The 18113-nt window shown below is 64.5% G+C and carries 15 protein-coding genes; 9 read left to right on the top strand and 6 right to left on the bottom strand.

From position 1 onward, the window contains the following. Positions 1–58: 58 nt before the first annotated feature. Both AC1DMA_RS25680 and opgC read left to right on the top strand, forming a co-directional pair. Complete coding sequence (locus AC1DMA_RS25680; protein WP_478145875.1) at positions 59–1300, top strand: glycosyltransferase family 4 protein; 1242 nt, start codon at positions 59–61, stop codon at positions 1298–1300. A gap of 28 nt (positions 1301–1328) precedes the next feature. Further along, positions 1329–2471, top strand: coding sequence for an OpgC domain-containing protein (gene opgC, locus AC1DMA_RS25675; protein WP_478145874.1), 1143 nt, complete (start codon positions 1329–1331; stop codon positions 2469–2471). Here opgC and AC1DMA_RS25670 read toward each other — a convergent pair. From AC1DMA_RS25670 to argH, 5 genes are all read right to left on the bottom strand, one after another. After that, complete coding sequence (locus tag AC1DMA_RS25670; RefSeq protein ID WP_478145873.1) at positions 2448–3167, bottom strand: SGNH/GDSL hydrolase family protein; 720 nt, start codon at positions 3165–3167, stop codon at positions 2448–2450. The two genes, opgC and AC1DMA_RS25670, sit on opposite strands and share 24 nt — an antisense overlap. A gap of 10 nt (positions 3168–3177) precedes the next feature. Beyond that, positions 3178–4551 carry a UDP-glucose dehydrogenase family protein gene (locus tag AC1DMA_RS25665; RefSeq protein WP_478127343.1) on the bottom strand — a complete coding sequence of 458 codons (1374 nt, stop codon included), beginning with the start codon at positions 4549–4551 and terminating at the stop codon, positions 3178–3180. A 4-nt stretch (positions 4552–4555) separates the two neighbouring features. After that, positions 4556–5527 (bottom strand): UDP-glucuronic acid decarboxylase family protein, encoded by a 972-nt coding sequence (locus AC1DMA_RS25660; protein WP_478127342.1) that lies wholly within the window; start codon positions 5525–5527, stop codon positions 4556–4558. 22 nt (positions 5528–5549) lie between these two features. Then, positions 5550–6392, bottom strand: coding sequence for a glycosyltransferase family 2 protein (locus AC1DMA_RS25655; protein WP_478127341.1), 843 nt, complete (start codon positions 6390–6392; stop codon positions 5550–5552). Between the two features lie 140 nt (positions 6393–6532). Next, positions 6533–7930, bottom strand: a complete 1398-nt coding sequence (gene argH, locus AC1DMA_RS25650; protein ID WP_478127340.1) for an argininosuccinate lyase — start codon at positions 7928–7930, stop codon at positions 6533–6535. A 49-nt stretch (positions 7931–7979) separates the two neighbouring features. Here argH and AC1DMA_RS25645 point away from each other — a divergent pair, with 49 nt between their 5' ends. The 3 genes from AC1DMA_RS25645 to AC1DMA_RS25635 are packed head-to-tail and all read left to right on the top strand — an operon-like array spanning position 7980 to position 11046. Next, positions 7980–9050 carry a sensor histidine kinase gene (locus AC1DMA_RS25645; RefSeq protein ID WP_478145872.1) on the top strand — a complete coding sequence of 357 codons (1071 nt, stop codon included), beginning with the start codon at positions 7980–7982 and terminating at the stop codon, positions 9048–9050. Beyond that, positions 9047–9796 (top strand): LytR/AlgR family response regulator transcription factor, encoded by a 750-nt coding sequence (locus AC1DMA_RS25640; protein ID WP_478145871.1) that lies wholly within the window; start codon positions 9047–9049, stop codon positions 9794–9796. Before AC1DMA_RS25645 ends, AC1DMA_RS25640 begins: the two co-directional genes overlap by 4 nt. Then, positions 9793–11046, top strand: a complete 1254-nt coding sequence (locus AC1DMA_RS25635; protein WP_478145870.1) for an AI-2E family transporter — start codon at positions 9793–9795, stop codon at positions 11044–11046. The genes AC1DMA_RS25640 and AC1DMA_RS25635 overlap by 4 nt, the downstream gene beginning before the upstream one ends. A 17-nt stretch (positions 11047–11063) precedes the next feature. On the opposite strand, the gene ppc is transcribed toward AC1DMA_RS25635, so the two are convergent. Continuing rightward, entirely contained in the window at positions 11064–13910 is a 2847-nt protein-coding gene (gene ppc, locus AC1DMA_RS25630) for a phosphoenolpyruvate carboxylase (RefSeq protein WP_478145869.1), read from the bottom strand. A 52-nt stretch (positions 13911–13962) separates the two neighbouring features. On the opposite strand from ppc, the gene hemC reads away from it, so the two are divergent. From hemC to AC1DMA_RS25610, 4 genes are read left to right on the top strand one after another with little or no spacing between them, the layout of a single operon-like run. After that, entirely contained in the window at positions 13963–14910 is a 948-nt protein-coding gene (hemC, locus tag AC1DMA_RS25625; RefSeq protein ID WP_478145868.1) for a hydroxymethylbilane synthase, read from the top strand. A 4-nt stretch (positions 14911–14914) separates the two neighbouring features. After that, a complete protein-coding gene (locus tag AC1DMA_RS25620; protein ID WP_478145867.1) occupies positions 14915–15682 on the top strand; it encodes a uroporphyrinogen-III synthase in 768 nt (255 codons plus the stop codon). Further along, on the top strand, positions 15679–16755 hold the full coding sequence (locus tag AC1DMA_RS25615) for a uroporphyrinogen-III C-methyltransferase (protein WP_478145866.1): 1077 nt from the start codon (positions 15679–15681) through the stop codon (positions 16753–16755). Before AC1DMA_RS25620 ends, AC1DMA_RS25615 begins: the two co-directional genes overlap by 4 nt. 4 nt (positions 16756–16759) lie before the next feature. After that, complete coding sequence (locus AC1DMA_RS25610; protein ID WP_478145865.1) at positions 16760–18043, top strand: heme biosynthesis HemY N-terminal domain-containing protein; 1284 nt, start codon at positions 16760–16762, stop codon at positions 18041–18043. Positions 18044–18113 lie beyond the last annotated feature (70 nt).

Here is an 18113-nt window from a genome sequence, read left to right as displayed (position 1 = left end):
AGCGCATCGACCACGCGCGGCTCTGGCACGCGATGTGCCTCCACTATGATCGATCGATATGAAATTGCTGTTCAGCCATCCCGCCGGCAACCAGAACGTCCGAGCCATGCTCGATGGCCTGGAGGGGGCGGACATGCTGGCTCGTTTTGCAACGACTTTCGCGGTCGGCCCCGACAGTGTCGCCGTCAAGCTCGTGCCTGAGCGATTGGGCCGGCAGCTTCTTCGGCGGCGCTTCGACCTTCCCAGCCGCAAGATCATCCAGCATCCTTGGCGCGAGTTCGCGCGGATGATCTGCAACCGATACGGCTGGGACTATTGGCGACGACATGAAGCGGGATTCGCGTCGATTGATGCCGTGCTGCACGATTTCGATCGCTTCGTCGCGCGAGCGCTGCCGGGCGTGCATCGGCAGCAGCAACTCGGCGCCGTCTACAGCTACGAAGACTCGGCGCTCGACAGTTTCAGGGCAGCGAAGGCGCTCGGCATTCACCGTGTCTATGACCTTCCGATCGCCTACTGGGAGGTGGGCCGCAAGTTGATGCAGGAAGAGGCGCAGCGCCTGCCCGAATGGATCGAAACCCTGGGCGGAGGCATGTCCGATTCGGAGGCCAAGCTGGAGCGCAAGGTCCAGGAACTCGAACTCGCCGACCTGGTGGTCGTTCCGAGCACCTTCGTCGCTGACTCGCTGCCGGCCTGGGCTGCCGGCAAGGCACGCGTGCTGTCGCCTTTCGGCTCGCCGGTGTCCGCAAACCTTGGGGCCTTGCAAGCCGTGGATCCGTCGCGCCCGTTGCGGGTGCTGTTCGCGGGCTCGATGGGACAGCGCAAAGGCCTGGCCGACTTGTTGCAGGCCATGCACCTGCTCGAGGGCGAGAACATCGAACTCGTCGTCATGGGCACACTGCTTGGCAGCCACGAGTTCTATCGCCGGCAATATGCGGGCTTCACCTACGAAAAGGGCCGGCCGCACGCCGAAGTGCTGGCCTTGATGCGAAGCTGCGACGTCTTCTGCCTGCCTTCGCTCTTCGAGGGGCGCGCGCTCGTGATGCAGGAAGCCATGAGCCAGGGCTTGCCGCTGGTCATCACGCCCAACACCGGCGGGGAAGACCTGATCATCGAGGGCAAGACCGGTTTCCTGGTGCCGATTCGCTCGCCCGAAAAAATCGCGGAAAAACTCGCCTGGTTCAGCCAGAACAGGCAGGAACTCCCCGCGATGAAACAACAGGCGATTCAGCACGCCGCCACCTATACGTGGCGCAACTACAGTGCCACCGTGATCGACGCGATCAGCAAACTGGCCTGACCTTTCTTCAGACGAACCCGAGCATCCGGTGAAACGCTACTGGGAGATCGATGCGCTGCGCGGGCTCATGCTTGTGCTGATGACAGTGACCCACTTGCCAACGCGCCTCACCGATCCGCTGGGGCAGCCCTTCGGATTCGTCTCGGCGGCGGAGGGCTTCGTGTTGCTGTCGGCCTTCGTGTCGGGAGGGGTCTACAGCCGCGTCAGCTACAACCAGGGCGTGAGCTCGATGCGCCGGGCTTTCTGGCGGCGCGCGCTCAAGGTGTACCTGAGCCAGGCCGCGACGCTGTTGTTCCTGTTCACCATCATCTCGGCAGTGGGGCTGCGCATCGACCAGCCGGCAGTCAAGAACCTGTTGTCCTTCTATCTCGCCAATCCGCGCGAGGGCTTCATCTATTCGCTGCTGCTGATCTATGAACCGGCACTGCTCGACATCTTGCCGATGTACATCTTCTTCATGCTGATGAGCCCCTGGGTCTTGGCTTTCGCACTGCGGCGTGGCTGGATCGGCGTGATGGCGGCGAGCGCAACCGTTTGGGCGCTGGCGCAGTTCGGCTTGAGCGAGTGGCTCTACGAAGCGGCGGCACGGCACCTGGGCCTGTCGGTGCCGTTTCATGAGACGGGGGCTTTCAACGCCTTTGCATGGCAGTTCCTTTGGTTCGCCGGCTTGTGGATGGGCGCGAGCCGCAATGCGCCCGACGCGCAGCCTTTTCGCTTTCCAAGGTGGTTGATCACGCTCGCTGGCGCGACGGCGATCTACGGCGTTTACTGGCGGCACCACGGCATCAACGGGCAAGCGCCTTTCGGGGGCGATACGGAGCTCAACCTGCTGTTCGACAAATGGCTGCTCGGTCCGCTCCGGATCGTGAACCTCGCTGTGCTCGGCATCCTCGCCATCCAGTTCGGTCCGGCCTTCATGCGGCGCATACCGCGCCTGCATTGGCTGGAAGCGATGGGGCGCGCTTCATTGCCGGTGTTCTGCGCGCAATTGGTGGCGGTCCTGCTGGTGCTCGCGATCTACGGCGACAGCCAGACCGTGCGGCCTTGGTGGGGCGACGCCCTGCTGCTGGGCGCGGTGTTTTGCGGGCTCTACGCGGTGGCGCGCATCAGCCTCTGGGGAGACGAGCGAAAGAAAATGCCCGCCCGCCTAGCGCAGCCCCTGAGCGACTGACGGATCGGGGCGCTGGGTCGGATCGGGCAGGTGCGACGCGATCAACGACTGCCACAAGCGATAGCCTTCGTCGTTCATGTGCAACTGGTCGGCGCGGAACAACTCGGGGCGGGGCCGTCCGTCCACGCCCAGCATCGGCGTGTATACGTCGATGTAGTCGCTGTTGGGAAGCCTGCGAAGATAGGCCGCGATCGCGTCGTTGGTTTCCCGGATCTGCGGCATCAGCTTTTCCCGGGAGGGGCTGGGCTTGACCGAGATGAAGGCGATGCGAGTGTCCGGCAGATCGGAGCGCACCACGTTCGCGAAGCGCGCAAAGCTTTCAAGCACTTGCATCGGCGAGCGGCCCTCGGCCAGGTCGTTGTCGCCGGCGTAGACCAGCACGAGCCTCGGCTTGTAGCGCACGACGAGCTCCCGGGCGAACAAGCTGGAATCTTCCATGGTCGAGCCGCCGAACCCGCGATTGATCACCACCGGCTGGTCCCGAAAGTCGCGCGCGATGTCCGGCCACATGCGAATGGTCGAACTGCCGACGAAGAGAACGCCGTCCTTGGCGGGGGGATGCTCGCGGTCGGCTTGCGCAAAGGCATTCAGCTCGCCTTGCCAGCGGGCCTGAGCGGAGACGTTTTGCGCCTGCGACGCAAACCCGCTCAGCAGTGCCAGCGAGAGAACGGCCAGCCGGGCAGATTTCAACGCCATCGACACGGACTCAGAAGCTGTTGCGCCCGATGCCGTGATAGACGATGCCGGCTTGCTTCATCGTGCTCGGCTCGTAGAGGTTGCGGCCGTCGAAGATGACCGGCGACTTCATCAGCGACTTGAGCCGCTCGAGGTTGGGGCTGCGATAGGCCTTCCACTCGGTGATGATGATCAGTGCGTCCGCGCCGTCCAGCGCGCTCATCGGATCCTTGGGCGAGCAGTAGCTGATCTGCTCGACCAGCGAAGGCGCGTCCGCAAAGTCGAGTTGCAGCACGCGCCGGGTTTCCTCGACCGCGATCGGGTCATGCGCCACCACCTTGGCACCGGCACGCAGCAGCACGTCGATCACGACGCGGCTCGGTGCTTCGCGCATGTCGTCCGTATTCGGCTTGAAAGCCAGCCCCCACAGCGCAAAGGTCCGTCCACTGAGGTCGTTGCCGAATCGCGCGAGCACCTTGTTGGTCAGCGCGCGCTTCTGCTCGTTGTTGACGGCTTCCACGGCTTCGAGCACGCGCAGCGTCTGCCCGTTGCCCCGCGCGGTGCGCGTCAGCGCCTGGATGTCCTTGGGGAAGCAGCTTCCGCCGTAGCCAGTGCCGGCATACAGAAAGCTGTAGCCGATGCGCGGATCGGACCCGATGCCCTGGCGCACGGCTTCGATGTCGGCGCCCACGCGATCAGCCAGATTGGCCAGCTCGTTCATGAAGCTGATGCGTGTGGCGAGCATCGCGTTGGCGGCGTACTTGGTGAACTCCGCCGAGTGCACGTCCATCACCCGCGTACGCTCGTGGTTCCGGTTGAAGGGCGCATACAGCTTGCGCATCCAGCGCAGTGCCTCGCGGCCGTGTTCGTCGTCCGAATAGCCGATGACGATGCGGTCGGGCCGCATGAAATCCTCGACGGCCGCGCCTTCCTTCAGGAATTCGGGGTTGCTGACCACGGAGAAATGCAGATCGGCGCGGCCGCGCTTGTCGAGCTCTTCCTGGATCACCGCCGTCACGCGATCGGCAGTGCCTACGGGCACCGTCGACTTGTCGACGATGACCTTGAAACTGTTCATGTATTTGCCGATGTTGCGCGCGGCGGCCAGCACATATTGCATGTCGGCGCTGCCGTCTTCGTCGGGCGGGGTTCCAACGGCGATGAACTGGATGTCCCCATGCGCCACGGCGGCTTCGATGTCGGTGGAAAAGGAAATCCGCTTGGCGGCGACGTTCGACTCGACGACTTCGGCCAGGCCAGGTTCGTAGATCGGAATGCCGCCCGAATTGAGCGTGGCGATCTTGCGTTCGTCCAGGTCGAGACAGAAGACGTGATTGCCGATGTCCGCCAGGCACGCGCCCGTGACAAGCCCGACATAGCCGGTGCCAATGATGGTGATATTCATGAGGTCAGGTCGCGGCAGGTTCCGCGAGGATCTTGTCGAAGTAGGCGATTGTCTGCTTGAGACCTTCGGCGAGCTGAGTGCGGGGCGCCCAGCCGTCGAGTTCCTTCTGCGCCACTGAAATGTCCGGCCGACGCTGCTTGGGATCGTCGGCAGGCAGCGGCATGCGCACCAGCTTGCTCTTCGAACCGGTGAGTTCGATGACCTTGCTCGCCAACTCCAGCATCGAGAATTCGCCGGGGTTGCCGATGTTGACCGGCCCGGGAACGTCGTCGCCGGTGTTCATCATGCGCATCATGGCTTCGACGAGATCGTCCACGTAGCAGAAGCTGCGCGTCTGGTGGCCGTCGCCGTAGATGGTGATGTCCTGGCCGCGGAGCGCCTGCACGATGAAGTTCGACACCACGCGGCCGTCGTTCATGTGCATGCGCGGTCCGTAGGTGTTGAAGATGCGCACGACCTTGATGCGCAGCTTGTGCTGGCGGTGATAGTCGAAGAACAGAGTTTCGGCGCAGCGCTTGCCTTCGTCATAGCAGCTTCGGATGCCGATCGGGTTCACACGGCCCCAATACGACTCGACCTGCGGGTGGATCTCCGGGTCGCCATAGACCTCGCTCGTGGAGGCCTGCAGGATCTTGGCGCGCACCCGCTTGGCCAGGCCGAGCATGTTGATCGCACCGTGCACGCTCGTCTTGGTGGTCTGCACCGGATCGTGCTGGTAGTGAACCGGCGAGGCGGGGCAGGCGAGATTGAAGATCTCGTCCACCTCGACATAGAGCGGAAAGGTCACGTCGTGCCGCATCAGTTCGAAGCGCGGGTGGTCGAGCAGGTGCTCGACATTGCGCTTCGTGCCGGTGAAGAAGTTGTCGACGCACAGCACGTCGTGCCCCTGTTCGAGGAGGCGGTCGCACAGATGGCTGCCGAGGAAACCGGCGCCGCCGGTGACGAGCATTCGCTTGGAGGCGTTGTATTGACGCATGCGCGTGATCACTCCGTAAAGATCAGTTCAGGGTTTGCTGGGTGCGTTTCTCGTACATCTTCGCGTCTATGAGCATGCGAAACCACAGCGCCTGGAAGAAGGCGAAGTAGAAGCCCCTCGTGCCATCCAGGAAGCCGAGCCGAAAAACATAACGGTAGACGAAATAGCTGAGTGAACGAAGTCCCGTGGGGAGCTTGTAATAGATTTCCTTGATGAAGCGCGTCCGTTCGCGCGCATCGCCTGTCAGCCGAGCTTGCAAGACTTTGTCGGATGGGGCGCGGGGGCCGAGCTTTTCCTTGGCTTCGGCATCGCTCCAGCGGTTGTGGCTGGCGATCCAGTCCGTCAGCCTCGCCGAGTTCTTGTCGTGCATGTAGCCGCTCAGCCGGCCCGGCTTCGCGGGGCTGATGAAGTGCTGGTCGTAGAGCCGGGATTCGCAGTGTCCGACGCCAGAGCGAAAGAGCCGCAGGTGCCAGGGGTTAACGCCGCTGAAACGCAGCATCTTGCCCATGAAGTAGTCGCGCCGTCTGATGAGGTACGCATCGAATTCAGGCGTGCCGGCCAGGACGGCGTTGATCTCCGCCACCGCCCGCTCGTCCAGCACTTCGTCCGCGTCCAGATGGAGTTGCCAGCCATACGACGGCTCGATCTGTGAAATGGCCCAGTTTCGCTGGTCGCTGTAGTTCGAAAACGGGCGCTGCACCACGGTGCAGCCGAGTTCGGCCAGGATCGCGGGCGTGCCATCCGTCGAATGCGAGTCGACGGCAAACACGTGAGGGCTCACCTTCTTCGCCTGGGACACGGTTTCCCGCACGATCGAGGCGGAGTTGAAAGTCAGGATGACGACGACGCAGCTGGGTGTTTCCATGAGTTAGACGCTAGATGTCGACCTTCGGGCGGCAGGTCTTGCTGAAGTGCAAGCGCGAAGCGTGCCAAACTTTAGCACTACAAACTTACAATTGGGAACACTCCCGACGGCCGACGCGGCCTCGCCCAAGGGCGTATTGCTCAGGAGAGGCGTGCGCGGTGCCGTGCGATCTGTTGGCGCACCTGGGCTGGCGCAGTCCCGCCGAGAACATTGCGCGCGGTCAGTGAGCCGCGCAAGCTCAGCACGCTGTAGACGTCCTTGTCGATGGTCGGATTGAAGCCCTGCAGCACGGCAAGCGGCAGCTCCGACAGGTCCACCTTGTGCGATATCGCTGCCTTGACGGCGTGCGCCACCGTCTCGTGAGCGTCGCGGAAGGGCAGGCCCTTCTTCACCAGGTAGTCGGCGAGGTCGGTTGCGGTTGCATAGCCGCGCAGGGCGGCGATTTCCATGGCTTCGGGCTTGACGGTGATTCCGCCCACCATCTCGGAAAAGATGCGAAGCGTGTCCTTGAGCGTGTCGACCGTGTCGAAGAGCGGCTCCTTGTCTTCCTGGTTGTCCTTGTTGTAGGCCAGCGGCTGCCCCTTCATGAGGGTGATGAGCGCCATCAAATGCCCGACCACGCGGCCCGTCTTGCCGCGCGCGAGTTCAGGGACGTCCGGATTTTTCTTCTGCGGCATGATCGAGCTGCCCGTGCAGAAGCGGTCGGCAATGTCGATGAAGCCGAAGGACTGGCTCATCCAAAGCACGAGCTCTTCGCTCAGCCGGCTGATGTGCACCATGGCGAGCGAAGCCGCGGCGGTGAATTCGATGGCGAAATCCCGGTCGCTCACGGCGTCGAGGCTGTTCTGGCAGACGCCGTCCATGCCCAGCGCCTTGGCAACGGCCTCGCGATCGAGCGGGTAGCTTGTCCCCGCCAAAGCGGCGGCGCCGAGCGGCAGCCGGTTGACCCGCTTGCGCACGTCGGCCATGCGCTCGGCATCGCGCGAGAACATCTCCACGTACGCCAGCATGTGATGCCCGAAGCTCACCGGCTGCGCAACCTGCAGGTGGGTGAAGCCCGGCATGATCACGTCGACGTTCTTGTCGGCGAGCTCGAGCAGCGACCTCTGAAGATCGACCAGCAACCCGCCGATGAGGTCGATCTCGCCGCGCAGCCAGAGCCGGACATCGGTCGCGACCTGGTCGTTGCGGCTTCGGCCAGTATGGAGCCGCTTGCCGGCGTCGCCGACCAATTGCGTCAGGCGCGCCTCGATGTTCAGGTGTACGTCTTCGAGATCGAGTTTCCAGTCGAAGCTGCCGGACTCGATTTCCTCCGAAATCTGCTTCATCCCGCGTTCGATTGCGGCGTGGTCCTGCGCGCCGATGATGCCCTGTGCTGCCAACATCGCCGCATGCGCTAGCGAACCCTCGATGTCTGCCTGCCACAGCCGCTTGTCGAAGAAGACGCTGGCGGTATAGCGTTTGACCAGGTCGCTCATCGGTTCGGAGAACAGGGCGGACCAGGCTTCGGATTTCTTGTCGAATTGGTTTTGGGTCATGGGAAACAGTCGGGAGGCAATAATGGGTTGGTCACCCAGTGTTTCATTGATGCGAAACCCGTCGATTTTATCGGCCACCCCTTCTTCGCCCACGCCTTCGCAAGCCGGTGTGCGAGCGCCGCTGCGCGACGGGTCGGTGGTTTTCGATGCGTGCCAGATCGGCGTGGTGCTGCGTGCGGTGCTGTTCGTCGAGACAGTCGTCGCGATTGTCGCGCTGTTTCTCGCGTCGACGATCGCCGAGTGGCTGCTGCTTGCAGCCACCGTGACAGGCGGCGCGCTGCCCGCGACCTTGCTCTGGCTGCTGGCTGCCTGTGCGCTCAAGAAGCTGCTGGGGCGATTGCCCAAGCGGGGGCAGTACGCAGCCGGTGCCATCCTCGGCGCTGCGTCAGGGCTCTATGGATGCGCCCTGCTTCGCCTGACCGGCGTGGTCGGCGTCGCCCCATGGATCGGCAGTGCCCTGGCGGGCGCGCTGTTCGCAAGCTTGATGATGGCGGCATTGATACTCCGGGCGCGCGGGCAGACGCCTGCCGCCACCACCGCGCGGCTCGAAGAGCTTCAGTCACGCATCCGGCCGCACTTTCTCTTCAACACCCTCAACAGCGCCATCGCGCTCGTGCGCGAAGAGCCCGCGAAAGCCGAGGCAATGCTTGAAGACCTGAGCGAGCTGTTCCGGCAGGCGCTCGCCGATCCCGGGGACTCGGTCACCCTTGCTGATGAAATCGCACTGGCGCAGCGCTACCTTGCCATCGAGCAGGTGCGCTTCGGCGACCGCATGCGGGTGCGTTGGGACATCGATCCCGATGCCAATTCGGCTCGGCTGCCGCCACTGCTGTTGCAGCCCCTGGTGGAAAACGCGGTCAAGCATGGCGTGGAGCCGAGCCCTGAAGCTGCCAAGCTTCGCATCCGCACTGAACGCCGGGGCAGCCTGGTGCTGATCGAAGTCATCAACAGCCTTCCTCCACTGCGATGGGCGGACCAGCCCCTTCCGCGCGGCCACGGGATCGCGCTCGCCAACGTGCGCGACCGGCTGCGGCTTCTGCACGACATGCAGGCGCAATTCAGTGCCGGCATGGACCAGAAGCACTACCGTGTCCGCATTGCCATTCCCGCTGCATCATGAGCACTCTACGCACATTGATCGTCGATGACGAAGCCCTGGCGCGCTCGCGCATGCGCGCGCTGCTGGCCGAATGCCGGTCGCCGGCCGCCGAAGTGGTGTCCGAGGCCGCGAACGGTGATGTCGCGCTGAAATGCCTCTCTGCAACGCACTTCGACCTGGTGCTGCTGGATGTCCATATGCCCGGCATCGACGGCCTTGAACTTGCACGCAGTCTGCGCAGCCAGCAAGGTGCGCCGGCGGTGGTGTTCGTCACGGCCTATGCCGCTCATGCCGTGACAGCTTTCGACCTGGAGGCCGTCGACTACCTCACGAAGCCGGTAAGGGGCGAACGCCTTCAGCAAGCGCTGCAGAAGGTCGAGCGCCATCTCCGCGATCGCCGCGCCACCCCCCAGGCCGAGCCGCAGGACGTGCTGCTCATCCAGGACCGCGGGCGTACCGAAAGAGTGCCGCTGTCCGAAGTGCTGTATCTCAAGTCCGAGTTCAAGTACCTGACCGTTCGCACGGCATCTCGCAGCCATATCTTCGATGGCTCGCTGGCCGAGCTCGAAGAGCGCTACCCGGCGCGTTTTGTGCGCGTGCACCGCAATGCGCTGGTGGCACGCGGGGCGATCCGTGCGCTCGAAAAATACGATGATGGCGAGGATGCGGAAGGCTGGGCGTTGCGGCTGGACGGTATTCCCGAGCCGGTTGTGGTCTCGCGACGTCAGCTGCCGACGGTTCGAGAAGTGTTGAAGGAGCCGCGATGAGCGCCGTGACCGAGTCCGACTTGAAGATCAAGAAAAAACTCGAAGTCGTCGAGGTCGAAGGCGAAGCCAAACTGGCGTCTGCAGAAAAGGCGAGCGAAAGAACCGGAGAGGAGGTTCCGTCCGCCGAAGAGCCGCCGACCGAACGCGTGCTGCTGCACATGCCGGTCGATGTGCGCAGCGCCTCATTGGTGCTGCTTGCCGTCCTCGCCAGTGTCTTCGCGCTGCATTGGGCGGCAGCGGTGTTCATTCCATTGATGGTCAGCCTGATGCTGACCTATGCCCTGTCGCCTCTGGTCGACCTGCTCGAACGCTGCAGGATCTCGCGCTGGATCGGCGCGGCCGTGATCCTGCTCGGCGTCGGCGGAGCTTTCGGCTGGACCGGCTATTCGCTTTACGGCAATGCCTCGGCGCTGCTCGATGCCTTGCCGGTTGCGGCGCAGAAGCTGAGGCTCGCGATGCGCACCAGCCCCCGCAACGCGGACACGAGTGCCCTCGATACGGTGCAGAAGGCAGCCGCGCAGATCGAGCAGGCGGCGGAAGAAAACTCGGCCAAGGTTGCGGCCCGCAAAGGCGTGGCTCGCGTGGTGATCGAGAGGCCGTCATTCAATGTGCGCGACTATCTCTGGAGTGGCACGGTTGGCCTGCTCGCCGCGGCCGGCCAGCTCACGCTGGTCGGGTTCCTGACGTTTTTCGCGCTGGGGTCGGGGGACACTTTTCGCCGCAAGCTCGTGAAGATCACAGGGCCCAGCTTGGAGAAGAAAAAGATCACGGTGCACGTGCTGAACGACATCACCAAGAACATCGAGCGCTACCTGATGGTGCAGATCCTGACCAGCGCACTGGTCGGCGTTGCCACCGGGCTCTCCTTCTGGGGCATCGGACTGGAGAACGCGGCGGTCTGGGGCATTGTTGCGGCGGTGACCAATCTCATTCCCTACATTGGCTCTGTCATCGTCATGGCCGCCGCCGGGCTGGTGTCTTTCCTTCAATTCAACAGCATCCAGATGGGGCTGCTGGTTGGAGGCGTTTCGCTGTTGATCCACACGCTGGTGGGCAACCTGCTCGTTCCGTTTCTCACGAGCCGCTCGAGCCGCATGAATCCCGTCGCCGTGTTCGTCGGGGTGATTTTCTGGGGCTGGCTCTGGGGCATTTGGGGGCTTCTGCTCGGCATTCCGATCATGATGGTCGCCAAGGCCATCTGCGACCACATCGAGGATCTGCAGCCGATCGGAGAGCTGCTGGGCGAGTAGCTTTCCGATCGGCCTCTCTAGCCGGTGTTTCGAAGCCCTGCGGCCACGCCGTTGATCGACATGTGGATGCCACTGCGAAGGCGTTCATCAACCTGGCCGGCGCGATAGCGTCGCATCAATTCGACCTGCAGGTGATGAAGCGGATCGATGTACGGAAAGCGATGGCGGATCGACCGCTGCATCTCGGCATTCCCCTCCAGCCGCTGGCGCGCGCCGGTGATCAGAACGAGGGCGTCCGACGTGCGGTGCCATTCGGCCTCGATCATCGAAAAGACCTTCTGCCGAAGCTTGCGCTCCGCCACCAGTTCCGAATAGCGCGACGCCAGGGCCAGATCGCTCTTGGCGAGCACCATGTCCATGTTGGACAGCAGGGTGCGAAAGAACGGCCATTGCGCATACATGCGTTGCAGCAACGCTTGGCGCTCCTTGCGCGCGGCCGGATTGCCCACCGCGAGGAACTGCTCGATGGCGGAACCGAAGCCGTACCAGCCCGGCAGCGTGAGCCGGCATTGCCCCCAGCTGAAACTCCACGGCACGGCGCGAAGGTCTTCGATGCTGCGGCTTGGATTGCGCGAAGCGGGGCGCGAGCCGATGTTGAGTTCGGCGATTTCGCGGATCGGCGTGGCGCTGAAGAAGTAGTCGCCGAAACCGGGCGTCTCGTAGACCAGCGCGCGGTAGGCGGCCATGCTGGCGGCCGAGAGTTCTGCCGCCGCGGCCATGAAGGTGCTTGGCGCCGCCTTGGCCGTCGGCAACAGCGTGGCTTCGAGCGTGGCCGCGACCAGGGTCTCGAGGTTGCGCCGGCCGATCTCGTGGTTGGCGTACTTGGACCCGATCACTTCGCCTTGCTCGGTCAGCCGGATCTGCCCGCGCACGGTGCCGGGCGGCTGCGCAAGGATTGCCTGGTAGCTGGGGCCGCCGCCACGGCCCACAGTGCCGCCACGGCCATGGAACATGCGCAGGCGGATCGGCACGCGGCTCTCCGCATTCAATTCGTCGAACAATGCCACGAGGGCCAGCCCGGCGCGATAGAGCTCCCAATTGCTGGTGAAGATCCCGCCGTCCTTGTTGCTGTCGCTGTAGCCGAGCATCACGTCCTGCTCGGCGCCCGAGCGCTGGATCAGGGCATGGATGCCGGGCAGGGCATAGAAGGCGCGCACGATCGGCGCGGCGTTTCGCAAGTCTTCGATGGTCTCGAAGAGCGGCACGACGATCAGATCGCAGGTGGCGTTCTCCGCCAAGGTGCCGCGCAGCAAGCCAACCTCTTTTTGAAGAAGCAGCGCTTCGAGCAGGTCGCTCACGGTTTCGGTGTGGCTGATGATGTAGTGACGGATGGCCGCCGCGCCGAACCTCGCGCGCGCGGCGCGGGCCGCCGCAAAGACGGCGAGTTCGCTCTTCGCGAGCGGCGAGTAGTCGGCATCGGGAACGCGCAAGGGGCGCGCATCGTCCAGCAGACGCAGCAGCAGCGTCTGCTTGGCTTCTTCGGGCAGCGCGGCGTATTCGGGCTCGATGCGCGCATTGGCGAGGAGCTCGGCCACCACTGCCTCGTGCTTGTCCGAGCTTTGCCGGAGGTCCACCGTGGCGAGATGGAATCCGAACACCTCCACTGCGCGGATGAGCGGATGCAGACGTGAAGAGGCCAGCACGGCGCCGTGCTGATCCACCAGGGACTCTTCGATGGTGTGCAGATCGGCGAGGAACTCCTCGGCCTTGAGGTACGGATTCTGCGGCGGCACGGCGTGGCGAGCGGCTTGCCCGCCGGTCAGATCACGCAGCGTGGCTGCCAGCCGCGCATAGATGCCGGTCAGCGCGAGGCGGTAGGGTTCGTCGACGCGATGCTCGTTCTTGTCGGGCGAGCGCTCGGCCATGGCCTGCATCTCCACCGACACGTCCACCAGCGTGGCCGACAACGAAAGCTCGCCGCCGAGGAAGTGCACTTCGGTCAGGTAATGGCGCAATGCCAGCTCGGCTTGGCGACGCAGAGCGTATTCCAGAGTCTCGGCGGTCACATTGGGGTTGCCGTCGCGGTCGCCTCCGATCCACTGGCCCATGCGAAGAAAAGGCGCCACGGGAGGCGCGCTGCCGGATCCGTTGCCCAGCGCTTTCTCAAGCTCGGCATACACGCGCGGAATCTCGCGCAGAAAGGTCGCTTCGTAATAGCTGAGTGCGTTCTCGACCTCATCGGCCACCGTCAGCTTGGAAAAGCGCAATAGGCGCGTCTGCCACAACTGGGTGACGCGGGTGCGCATCTGCTTCTCGTTCTCGGCGTATTCGATGGGCGTGAGGGCATCTTTCTTGCCGGCGAACGCGAGCTGGCGCAGCGCGATGTCGTCGCGCGCCGCGAGCAGTTGTGCGATGGCGCGCTCGGCGTCGAGGATGCTCTTGCGTTGCACCTCCGTCGGATGTGCCGTGAGCACCGGAGACACATAGCTGTGCGCGAGCGATTCGACCACGGCTTCGGGCTTGATGCCGGCTTTGCGGATGCGTGCGAGGGCGACCGCCAGGCTGCCTTCGGCGCTTTCTCCGGCCCGTTCGGCCTCGGTGCTGCGGCGGATCTGGTGCCGGTCTTCGGCGAGGTTGGCCAGATGGCTGAAGTAAGTGAACGCGCGAATGACCCTGACCGTCGCCTCGGCGCTCAGCCCCTTGAGCAGATTCTTGAGCGCGCGGTCCGCGGCATGGTCCGCATCGCGCCGGAAGGCAACGGACAGCTTGCGGATCTTCTCGACGAGTGCATAGCTCTCCTCGCCTTCCTGCTCGCGGATCACGTCGCCCAGGATGCGTCCGAGCAATCGGATGTCGGCAATCAGCGGCAGGTCTTCGTCACTGGGCCTGCGCTTGGCGGCAGCAGGGGCGGGGGTCGTCTTCATGCGAATCTTCTCCTCGTCAGGTCGGCCTGCGGCAACGTTGCTGCGGCGCAACATGCTAGCATCCCTGCAGGTACTCTCTCTCACTGGAACGGTCTTGAGCAACATCGTGATCGCCACGCGCGAAAGCCGCCTGGCAATGTGGCAAGCCGAGCATGTCAAGGCGCTGCTGCAAGAACAGGGCCACACCGTCAGTCTGCTCGGCATGACGACGCGGGGCGACCAGATCCTGGATCGCTCGCTCAGCAAGGTTGGCGGCAAGGGCCTGTTCGTCAAGGAACTCGAACTCGCGCTCGAAGAAGGGCGCGCCGACATCGCCGTGCATTCATTGAAGGATGTGCCGATGGATCTTCCCGAAGGCTTCGCGCTCGCCTGCGTGCTGGAGCGCGAAGACCCGCGCGATGCCCTGGTCTCGCCGCGCTATGCCTCTCTCGATGCACTGCCTGCGAACGCTGTTGTCGGTACTTCGAGCTTACGGCGCGTGGTGCTGCTGCGTGCACTGCGCCCTGACCTCCGCATCGAGCCTTTGCGCGGCAACCTCGATACGCGATTGCGCAAGCTCGATGAAGGGCAGTACGACGCCATCGTGCTCGCAGCCGCCGGGCTCAAGCGGCTCGATCTTGAATACCGCATCCGCGAAACATTCGAGCCCGACACCATACTTCCCGCTGCGGGACAGGGCGCACTGGGCATCGAAATCCGGGCAGATCGCGCGGACCTCATCAACCTGCTCTCGCCGTTGTCGAGCCGCACCGACGGAATTGCCACGGCCGCCGAACGCGCAGTGAGCCGCGCCATGGGCGGTAGTTGTTCAATGCCGCTCGCGGCGCACGCCCGATGGCAGTCGAACGGCGCATTGCGCATCGATGCCGCCTGGGGCGACCCTGAGGGCGTGACGCCGCTGGTGCGCGTGCATGCCGTGGCCGAGGCGGCTGATCTTGCCCAGGCTGGCGCGCTTGGTGACTCCGCCGCCAGGATGCTGCGCGCCGCTGGCGCCCATTGACACGATGCCGCGGCGAGTGATCGTCACGCGTCCTGCCGCAGAGGCGGTGAAATGGGTGCATGCGTTGGATTCGGAGGGATGGGATGCGCTTGCGTTGCCGCTGATCACCATCGCCCCGCTCCATGACCGGACGTTGCTTGACGCTGCACGCCAGCGTGTCGGCGAATACGACGCCTTGATGTTCGTGAGCGCGGCAGCCGCCGGCCATTTCCTTCGCGAGTCGGAGGTCGATGCGGCCGTTCGCTGCCGCTTCTGGGCGACCGGGCCCGGCACGACCCGTGCACTGTGCGAAGCGGGCGTGCCTGGGTCGTCCATTGATGCTCCGGCCTCCGATGCCGCGCAATTCGATTCTGAGGCGCTCTGGCAGCTCGTGCGGGGCCAGGTGCAGCCGGGCACCCGCGTGCTGATCGTTCGCGGCGGCGACGCGTCCGGGCAAGCGACCGGTCGCGACTGGCTCGCTCGCGAAATCACGGAGGCAGGCGGCATCTGCGAAGGCGTGGCCGCTTACCGGCGCGTGAGCCCCAGCTTCAGCGACGATGAGCGGCGGCTCGCGGCCGAAGCTGCAACGGGTTCCGCAATCTGGTTGTTCAGCAGCTCGGAAGCGATCACCAATCTGCAGCGGATGACCCCCGGTATCGCCTGGCACGACGCAAGCGCAATTGCCACGCACGAACGCGTGGCGGACGCCGCGCGTGCAGCGGGTTTTGGGCGCGTGATCGTCTCCAGCCCGTCCCTGGCGGCACTGATCGCATCGATAGAATCCTGCGCATGAGCGACGCTTCCGTCCTGATCGAGCCCATGCCGGATTCCACTGTCCGCCCCCCTGTGCAAGCCGCTTCCCTGTCCGGCGCATCAGCCGCTGCCTTGCTGTGGAGATTGCTGATCGGATTGCTTGCGGTCGTGGCGCTGGTTGCGCTCATCGTTTCGCTGGCGCTGTGGCAAAGAGTCAGCGGCATGCAGGAGCAGCTGGCGCGCCAAAGCGCCGATGCCCTGGCACAGTCCCTCGAGGCGCGCACATTGGCCCGCCAGGCCCAGGAGATCGTTCGCGATACGGCCGGCCGACTCGCACTCGTGGAGACGCGCGTCGGCGAAGTCGCGCTTCAGCGTTCCCAACTCGAAGAACTCATGCAAAGCCTCTCGCGCTCGCGCGACGAGAACCTGGTGGTCGATATCGAAGCGGCCATTCGGTCGGCATTGCAGCAAGCGCAGGTCACGGGCAACGTGCAGCCGTTGCTGGCGGCACTCAAGGCCGGCGATCTGCGGATCGACCGCGCCGGGCAACCGCGCCTCGCGCCGCTGCAGCGTGCGATGCAGCACGATGCCGACAGGCTCCGCGCCAGTGCCAATGCCGATGCCGGCGACACGCTCCGGAGGATCGACGACTTGATCCGCAGCGTCGACGACCTGCCAGTTGTCAATGCTGTCTCCGCGGGCGGCAAAGGCGTGAATTCGCTCCAGTCCGAACCCTTGCCGCCCGGCGCGCCATGGTGGAGGCGTTTCCTCCTGCTGGTCCAGAACGAAGCGCGTTCGCTGCTGCGTGTCGGCCGTGTGGACCGACCGGAAGCGGTGCTGCTCACGCCTGACCAGACCTTCTTCCTTCGGGAGAACCTGAAGCTCAAGCTGCTCAACGCGCGGCTATCCGTGCTGTCGCGCCAGGTGGAAACGGCCCGCGGAGAGCTGGCGTCCGTCTCGACGTCGATCAATCGCTATTTCGATCCGGCATCGCGCCGCGTGCAGGCTGCGGCGACGATGCTTCAGGAGATTCAGGGGCAACTGAAGACCAGCGAGCCGCCGCGGGTCGATGAAACCTTGGCCGCGCTTGCCACCGCGGCCGCCGGTCGCTAGGCCCATGCGCGCAGCTCTCTGGCTTCTCGGACTGTTCGCCGTCGCGGCCGCCGTGGCGCTTTTCGCCGGCAACAACCAGGGCACGATCACTGTGTTCTGGCCGCCATGGCGAGTTGATCTGTCGCTGAACCTGGTGCTGTTGCTCCTGCTGGTGGCCTTCGTTTTCCTGCACTTCGCTTTGCGTGGTCTTTCGGCGCTGTTTTCGCTGCCGAAGCAAGCGCGCCAATGGCGCCTGCAGCAAAAGGAACGCGCATTGCACGGCGCGCTGCTCGATTCGGCCGTGCAGCTTCTGGCGGGGCGCTTCTCGCGCGCGCGCAAGGCGGCACTCGCTGCGCTGGTCCAGGAAAGGACGCTTGCCGCACTGGACGCCAAGCTTCCGCAGGCGCACCAGGTTCGCGTGATGGCGCATCTTTTGGCGGCTGAAAGTGCCCAGGCCCTTCAGGACCGGGCCGCGCGTGACGCCCACCTTCAGCAGGCGCTCAATGAGAGCGCGGAGCGCGGACTGATGGTCACTCCGGAGACGCGCGAGGGCGTGCAGTTGCGCGCTGCCCGATGGGCCCTCGACGATCGCGATGCGCCGGCTGCGCTGGCACGCCTCGAAGAGCTGCCGCACGGCGCCCAGCGGCGGACGCTGGCGCTGAGGCTGCGCCTGAAGGGCGCGCGGCAGGATGGGCGGACGCTGGAGGCGCTCGAAACCGCTCGGCTGCTGGCGAAGCATCGGGCGTTTTCGCAGTCGGCGGCGCAAAGTATCGTGCGCGGCCTGGCGACCGAGCTGCTGTCGAGCGTGCACGATCCGGCCCAACTGATGCGCGCATGGAGTGCATTCGAAGACTCCGAGCGCGAAATGCCTGAGGTCGCAATCCATGCCGCACAACGCATGGTGGCACTGCGCGGCGACCTGACGGTGGCGCGCGCGTGGCTCCTGCCGATCTGGGAACGCATGGTTCAGCAGCCGCAGAGTCTGGGCGAATCCCTGCGTGTGAAACTGGTGCGGGCGCTTGAAGCGGGGCTCGACTCGGTCGACGCCGAATGGCTCGCCCGCATTGAATCAGCGCAGAAGAACAACCCGCGGGACCCCAACCTGCAATACCTTGCCGGCATGGCCTGCATGAAGCGGCAGCTTTGGGGCAAGGCCCAACAGTTGTTGACTCGGGCAGGACTGGGCCTACAGGACGCTAATTTACACAGGCGTGCCTGGCAAGCGCTTGCGCAACTGGCCGAAGCTCGCGACGATGCCGATCAGGCTTCCGCAGCCTGGAAGCGTGCCGCGCAAACCGAAAGCCCCTGAGGCCGCGCGGCCGGCTGCGGAAAAGTGCTATTGAATCAATAGCATGCCGATGAGGGCACATCGGCCGTAG

This window comes from Variovorax sp. 05N34, assembly GCF_056397405.1.
This window is presented reverse-complemented; position numbering and strand designations above follow the sequence as displayed.

Bases quoted from the DNA above. Each gene is read 5' to 3' on its own strand.
- argH (WP_478127340.1), bottom strand. From the start codon at position 7,930: ATGACCCAAAACCAATTCGACAAGAAATCCGAAGCCTGGTCCGCCCTG.
- AC1DMA_RS25645 (WP_478145872.1), top strand. From the start codon at position 7,980: ATGCGAAACCCGTCGATTTTATCGGCCACCCCTTCTTCGCCCACGCCT.
- AC1DMA_RS25660 (WP_478127342.1), bottom strand. From the start codon at position 5,527: ATGCGTCAATACAACGCCTCCAAGCGAATGCTCGTCACCGGCGGCGCC.
- AC1DMA_RS25620 (WP_478145867.1), top strand. From the start codon at position 14,915: ATGCCGCGGCGAGTGATCGTCACGCGTCCTGCCGCAGAGGCGGTGAAA.
- AC1DMA_RS25655 (WP_478127341.1), bottom strand. From the start codon at position 6,392: ATGGAAACACCCAGCTGCGTCGTCGTCATCCTGACTTTCAACTCCGCC.
- AC1DMA_RS25665 (WP_478127343.1), bottom strand. From the start codon at position 4,551: ATGAATATCACCATCATTGGCACCGGCTATGTCGGGCTTGTCACGGGC.
- AC1DMA_RS25640 (WP_478145871.1), top strand. From the start codon at position 9,047: ATGAGCACTCTACGCACATTGATCGTCGATGACGAAGCCCTGGCGCGC.
- ppc (WP_478145869.1), bottom strand. From the start codon at position 13,910: ATGAAGACGACCCCCGCCCCTGCTGCCGCCAAGCGCAGGCCCAGTGAC.
- hemC (WP_478145868.1), top strand. From the start codon at position 13,963: ATGCTAGCATCCCTGCAGGTACTCTCTCTCACTGGAACGGTCTTGAGC.
- AC1DMA_RS25680 (WP_478145875.1), top strand. From the start codon at position 59: ATGAAATTGCTGTTCAGCCATCCCGCCGGCAACCAGAACGTCCGAGCC.
- AC1DMA_RS25610 (WP_478145865.1), top strand. From the start codon at position 16,760: ATGCGCGCAGCTCTCTGGCTTCTCGGACTGTTCGCCGTCGCGGCCGCC.
- AC1DMA_RS25670 (WP_478145873.1), bottom strand. From the start codon at position 3,167: ATGGCGTTGAAATCTGCCCGGCTGGCCGTTCTCTCGCTGGCACTGCTG.
- AC1DMA_RS25635 (WP_478145870.1), top strand. From the start codon at position 9,793: ATGAGCGCCGTGACCGAGTCCGACTTGAAGATCAAGAAAAAACTCGAA.
- AC1DMA_RS25615 (WP_478145866.1), top strand. From the start codon at position 15,679: ATGAGCGACGCTTCCGTCCTGATCGAGCCCATGCCGGATTCCACTGTC.